Genomic DNA, 5,055 nt, shown 5'->3' on the forward strand with positions numbered 1-5,055 from the left:
GCCCCGCCCCGGAGCGGGGCCCGTACGGCGCCCCGGCCGGCCCGGGCCGGGACGCCGAGCGCGGCGCCCCCGCCGGGGACGCCGCGCCGCGCGGCAGCGGCCCCCTGCGGGGCGGCCCGCTGCCGCACGGCCCCGGAGCGGCCGCGGACCCGGAGGCTTCGACGGCCGTCCCGTACGGCGCCCCGGAGGGCCCCGTCCCGGACGGCCCGCTGCCGCTCGGCGCCCGAACGGCCGCGGAGCCGGCGGCTCCGGCGCCGGTTCCGTACGGCGCCCCGGTCGACCCCACCGCCGGACAGGGCCCGGGCGGCGCACCCGCCGGGGGTGCCGCGGGGGACGGGAGCGGTTCGGGCGCGGGCGGGCCGGCCGGCCTCCTCCCGAACCCGGCCTCCGAGGACCCCCCGGCGGCCGATCCCGCCGACGAGCTGCCCGAGGCGGCGGACCCGGGGCCGGTCGACGGGCCGCGCGCGGCGTTCGACGCCCTGTACCGGCGCTCCGCGACCGCCCTGGCCCGGCAGGCCTACCTGCTCACCGGCAACCGCGGGCTGGCCCTGGAGGCGGTGGAGCGGGCGTTCCAGCAGGCCTGGGCGCGGTGGCCCGAGGTGGCCACCGACCCCGACCCGGTGGGCTGGGTGCGCGCCGCCGCGCACGAGTACGCCCTCTCCCCCTGGCACCGCTTCCGCCGCGCCCACCGGCACCCCGAGCCCCCCGCCGGATCCGTCGACCCGGCCGACCGCGTCCTGATGGACGCCGTGCTGGCGCTGCCGCCGGTCCACCGCCGCACCGTCCTGCTGTACCACGCCGTCGGCCTCGACCTCCCCGACACGGCCGCCGAGACCGAGGCCACCACGCCGACAGCCGGCCACCGCCTGCTGTACGCCCACGAGGACCTCGCGTGCCGCATCCCGGCGGTGGCCGCGGCGCCGCCACAGGAGCGGGCGGCCCTGCTGCACGAGCGGCTCGGCGCGCTGCGGCCGCCCGTACGGCTCGTACCGCGCCCGGCCGCGGTCGTCCGGGGGGCCGCGGAGTACCGCGCCCGCCGCTGGTCCCGCACCGTCGCCGGGGTGACCGCCCTGCTCACCGCGGCCACGGCCTACACCCTGGCGACCGCCCCCACCCGGTACGAGCCCCCGGTCCACCCCGGCACCAGCGTCTCCGGGGTTCCTCCGCTCAGCGGCCCCCAGCGGCTCACCGAGCAGGGCCGGCAGCTCCAGGAGAAGCTGCGGGCCGACCCGGCCGCGCGGCCCGACCGCCTGGAGCCGCTCCCCGGGTGAGCGGCGACGCACCCGCCGGCGGGTGCACGTACGGGCGCGGCCCGCACCCCGGTCGGGGGTGCGGGCCGCGCCCGTGCGAAGTCCGCGGCGGCGCCGGGCGGCGGCGCCGGGCGGCTGCTACGCCTTGCTGAGGATCTCGCGGGCCAGCTTGGCGGTCTCGGTCGGCGTCTTGCCGACCTTGACGCCGGCGGCCTCGAGGGCCTCCTTCTTGGCCTGCGCGGTGCCGGAGGAGCCGGAGACGATGGCGCCGGCGTGGCCCATGGTCTTGCCCTCGGGGGCGGTGAAGCCCGCGACGTAGCCGACGACCGGCTTGGTCACGTTCGCCTTGATGAAGTCGGCAGCACGCTCCTCCGCGTCGCCGCCGATCTCGCCGATCATGACGATGAGCTCGGTCTCCGGGTCGGCCTCGAAGGCCTCCAGGGCGTCGATGTGCGTGGTGCCGATGACCGGGTCGCCACCGATGCCGACGGCGGAGGTGAAGCCGATGTCGCGCAGCTCGTACATCATCTGGTAGGTCAGCGTGCCGGACTTCGACACGAGACCGATCTTGCCGGGCTTGGTGATGTCGCCCGGGATGATGCCGGCGTTGGACTGGCCGGGGGTGATCAGACCCGGGCAGTTCGGGCCGATGATCCGGGTCTTGTTGCCCTTGGCGGTCGCGTACGCCCAGAAGGCGGCGGAGTCGTGCACCGCGATGCCCTCGGTGATGACGACGGCCAGCGGGATCTCGGCGTCGATCGCCTCGACGACGGCGGCCTTGGCGAAGGCCGGCGGGACGAAGAGGACGGAGACGTTCGCGCCCGTCTTCTCCATCGCCTCGGCGACCGAGCCGAAGACCGGGACCTCGGTGCCGTCGAAGTCGACGGTGGTGCCGGCCTTGCGCGGGTTCACACCGCCGACGATGTTCGTGCCGTCGGCGAGCATCAGCTTGGTGTGCTTCATGCCCGTGGCACCGGTCATGCCCTGGACGATGACCTTGCTGTCCTTGTTGAGGAAGATAGCCATGGTGAGTCTGTGACCTCGTCCCTTTACTTCGCAGCCGCAGCGAGCTCGGCGGCCTTGTCGGCCGCGCCGTCCATGGTGTCCACGCGCTGGACCAGCGGGTGGTTGGCGTCCGAGAGGATCTTGCGACCGAGCTCGGCGTTGTTGCCGTCGAGGCGGACGACGAGCGGCTTGGTGACCTCTTCGCCCTTGTCCTTGAGCAGCTGGAGCGCCTGGACGATGCCGTTGGCGACCTCGTCGCAGGCGGTGATGCCGCCGAAGACGTTGACGAAGACGGACTTGACGTCCGGGTCGCCGAGGATGATCTCGAGACCGTTGGCCATGACCGCGGCGGAGGCGCCGCCGCCGATGTCCAGGAAGTTGGCGGGCTTGACGCCGCCGTGGTTCTCACCGGCGTACGCGACGACGTCGAGGGTGCTCATGACGAGGCCCGCGCCGTTGCCGATGATGCCGACCTCGCCGTCGAGCTTGACGTAGTTGAGGCCCTTCTCCTTGGCGGCGGCCTCCAGCGGGTTGGCGGCGGCCTTGTCGACCAGCTCCTCGTGGGACGGCTGGCGGAACTCCGCGTTCTCGTCGAGGGAGACCTTGCCGTCGAGGGCGATGACCTCGCCGGACGCGACCTTGGCGAGCGGGTTGACCTCGACGAGGAGTGCGTCCTCGGCGACGAAGGTCTTCCACAGGGTGACCAGGACCTCGGCGACCTTCTCGGCGACCTCGGCCGGGAACTGCGCCAGGGCGACGATCTCGCGGGCCTTCTCGATGGAGACGCCCTCGTTGGCGTTCACCGGGACCTTGGCGAGCTTCTCGGGGGTCGTCGCGGCGACCTCCTCGATGTCCATGCCGCCCGCGACCGACGCCATGGCCAGGAAGGTGCGGTTGGTGCGGTCGAGCAGGTAGGAGACGTAGTACTCCTCGACGATCTCGGGAGCGGTCTCCGCGATCATCACCTTGTGGACCGTGTGGCCCTTGATGTCCATGCCCAGGATGTCCGTCGCGCGGGCGACGGCCTCGTCCGGGGTGGCGGCGAGCTTGACGCCGCCGGCCTTGCCGCGGCCGCCGACCTTCACCTGCGCCTTGACGACCGACTTGCCGCCCAGCCGCTCGGTGGCCTCGCGAGCCGCCTCAGGCGTGTCGATGACTTCACCGGCCAGCACCGGTACACCGTGCTTGGCGAAGAGGTCCCTCGCCTGGTACTCGAACAGGTCCACGCGCGTCCGTCCCTTGTCTTCAAAGATTCGCAGTGATTCGCGGTTGTCTGCGTGGGCGTGCCGCGGAGGGCAACGTGACGGCTCTGTCACAAGGGAGGCGCACACGGTGACCGTGGACGCGGCATGTCCGTCTCGCAGGTTATCCCCGGGACACCTGCCACCCTAAATCGCAGATCACACCGGCGCGGTGATTCCCCTCACAGATCGGCCGACCGGTGATCTGCGAATTCGTGCGATCTGACCATTTCCCGTACGGCGCCGCGGGGCTCCCGGTCAGGGCGCGGGCAGCGGCCTCCCCTCGATCGCCGCGGCCATCACCTCGGGGAACAGGTCGGGCGTGCAGGCGAAGACGGGCACGCCCAGTGCGGCGAGGGCCGCCGCGTGCTCCCGGTCGTGGGCGGGGGCCCCCTCGTCGGACAGGGCGAGCAGCACGACGACCGCGGTTCCGGCCGCCCGCATCGCCGCGACCCGCCTGGTCGCCTCGCCGCGGACGCCGCCCTCGTGGAGGTCGCTGATCAGGACGACGACGGTCTCGGCGGGCCGGGCGATCCGGGACTGGCAGTAGGCCAGGGCCCGGTTGATGTCGGTGCCGCCGCCGAGCTGTGCGGCGAAGAGGACGTCCACCGGGTCGCCGATGAGGTCCGTCAGGTCGGCGACGGAGGTGTCGAAGGCGACGAGGCGGGTGGAGAGCGACCGCACGGAGGCCAGGACGGCGCCGAAGACGGAGGCGTAGACGACCGAGGGGGCCATGGAGCCGGACTGGTCGATGCAGAGGACGACCTCCTTCCGGACGGCCTGCGCGGCCCGGCCGTACCCGACGAGCCGCTCGGGGACCACGGTGCGCTGCTCGGGCAGGTAGTTCTTCAGGTTCGCCCGGATGGTGCGGCCCCAGTCGATGTCGGCGCGTCGCGGGCGGGCGGTGCGGGCCGAGCGGTCGAGGGCGCCGGCGACGGCGGCACGGGTGCGGGAGGCGAGCCGCTCCTCCAGCTGCCGGACGACGCCGCGGACGACGGTGCGCGCCGTCTCGCGGGTCGTCTCCGGCATGGCCGCGCCCAGGGACACCAGGGTGGCGGCCAGGTGCACGTCCGGTTCGAGGGCCTCCAGCATCTCGGGCTCCAGCAGCAGCGCGGACAGTCCGAGCCGCTCGATGGCGTCGCGCTGCATCACCTGCACGACGGGGGCGGGGAAGTACCGGCGGATGTCGCCCAGCCAGCGGGCCACGCCCGGCGCGGAGCCGCCGAGCCCGGCGGACCGCTCCCCCGCCGCCCGGCGGGAGCCGCCGCTTCCGGCGCCGCCGGCGGTGCTGTCGTAGAGCGCGCCCAGCGCGTCGTCCACGGCCCGGTCCGGGCCGGCCAGTACACAGCCGGTGCCGTCGGATCCGCCGGTCCCGCCGAGCACGAGCCGCCACCGCCGCACCCGCTCCGCGTCCGCCGCCGCACGCGCGGCGTCCGCGGCGTCCGTCCCGTTCATCCGGCACTCCCCTCGCTCGTCCCCCTTCATCCGGCAGTCCCCTCACTCGTCCCACGGCCGGCACCCCGCCGTCCCGTCCCGTTCATCCGCACCGTCCCCCCGCC

The 5,055-nt window shown here is 74.4% G+C and carries 4 protein-coding genes; 1 reads left to right on the forward strand and 3 read right to left on the reverse strand.

Translation table 11 applies throughout. The features are described 5' to 3' along the window. On the forward strand, window positions 1-1,271 hold a 1,271-nt coding region (locus tag EF903_RS34415), incomplete at its 5' end, for a hypothetical protein (RefSeq protein WP_185902876.1). A gap of 117 nt (window positions 1,272-1,388) precedes the next feature. Here EF903_RS34415 and sucD read toward each other — a convergent pair. From sucD to EF903_RS28515, 3 genes are all read right to left on the reverse strand, one after another. After that, on the reverse strand, window positions 1,389-2,276 hold the full coding sequence (gene sucD / locus EF903_RS28505) for a succinate--CoA ligase subunit alpha (RefSeq protein WP_125547896.1): 888 nt from the start codon (window positions 2,274-2,276) through the stop codon (window positions 1,389-1,391). Window positions 2,277-2,299: 23 nt separating this feature from the next. Further along, the gene (gene sucC / locus EF903_RS28510) at window positions 2,300-3,481 is read right to left on the reverse strand and encodes an ADP-forming succinate--CoA ligase subunit beta (protein ID WP_125547897.1); all 1,182 of its coding nucleotides are present in this window, start codon (window positions 3,479-3,481) and stop codon (window positions 2,300-2,302) included. A gap of 273 nt (window positions 3,482-3,754) precedes the next feature. Further along, on the reverse strand, window positions 3,755-4,951 hold the full coding sequence (locus tag EF903_RS28515; protein ID WP_260616052.1) for a VWA domain-containing protein: 1,197 nt from the start codon (window positions 4,949-4,951) through the stop codon (window positions 3,755-3,757). Between the last annotated feature and the right edge of the window lie 104 nt (window positions 4,952-5,055).

The organism is Streptomyces sp. WAC05292 (assembly GCF_003949955.1).
GTDB lineage: Bacteria > Actinomycetota > Actinomycetes > Streptomycetales > Streptomycetaceae > Streptomyces > Streptomyces globosus.

Excerpts from the sequence above, each read along its gene's own strand:
- EF903_RS28515 (WP_260616052.1), bottom strand. The coding sequence starts at position 4,951 with ATGAACGGGACGGACGCCGCGGACGCCGCGCGTGCGGCGGCGGACGCG.
- sucD (WP_125547896.1), bottom strand. The coding sequence starts at position 2,276 with ATGGCTATCTTCCTCAACAAGGACAGCAAGGTCATCGTCCAGGGCATG.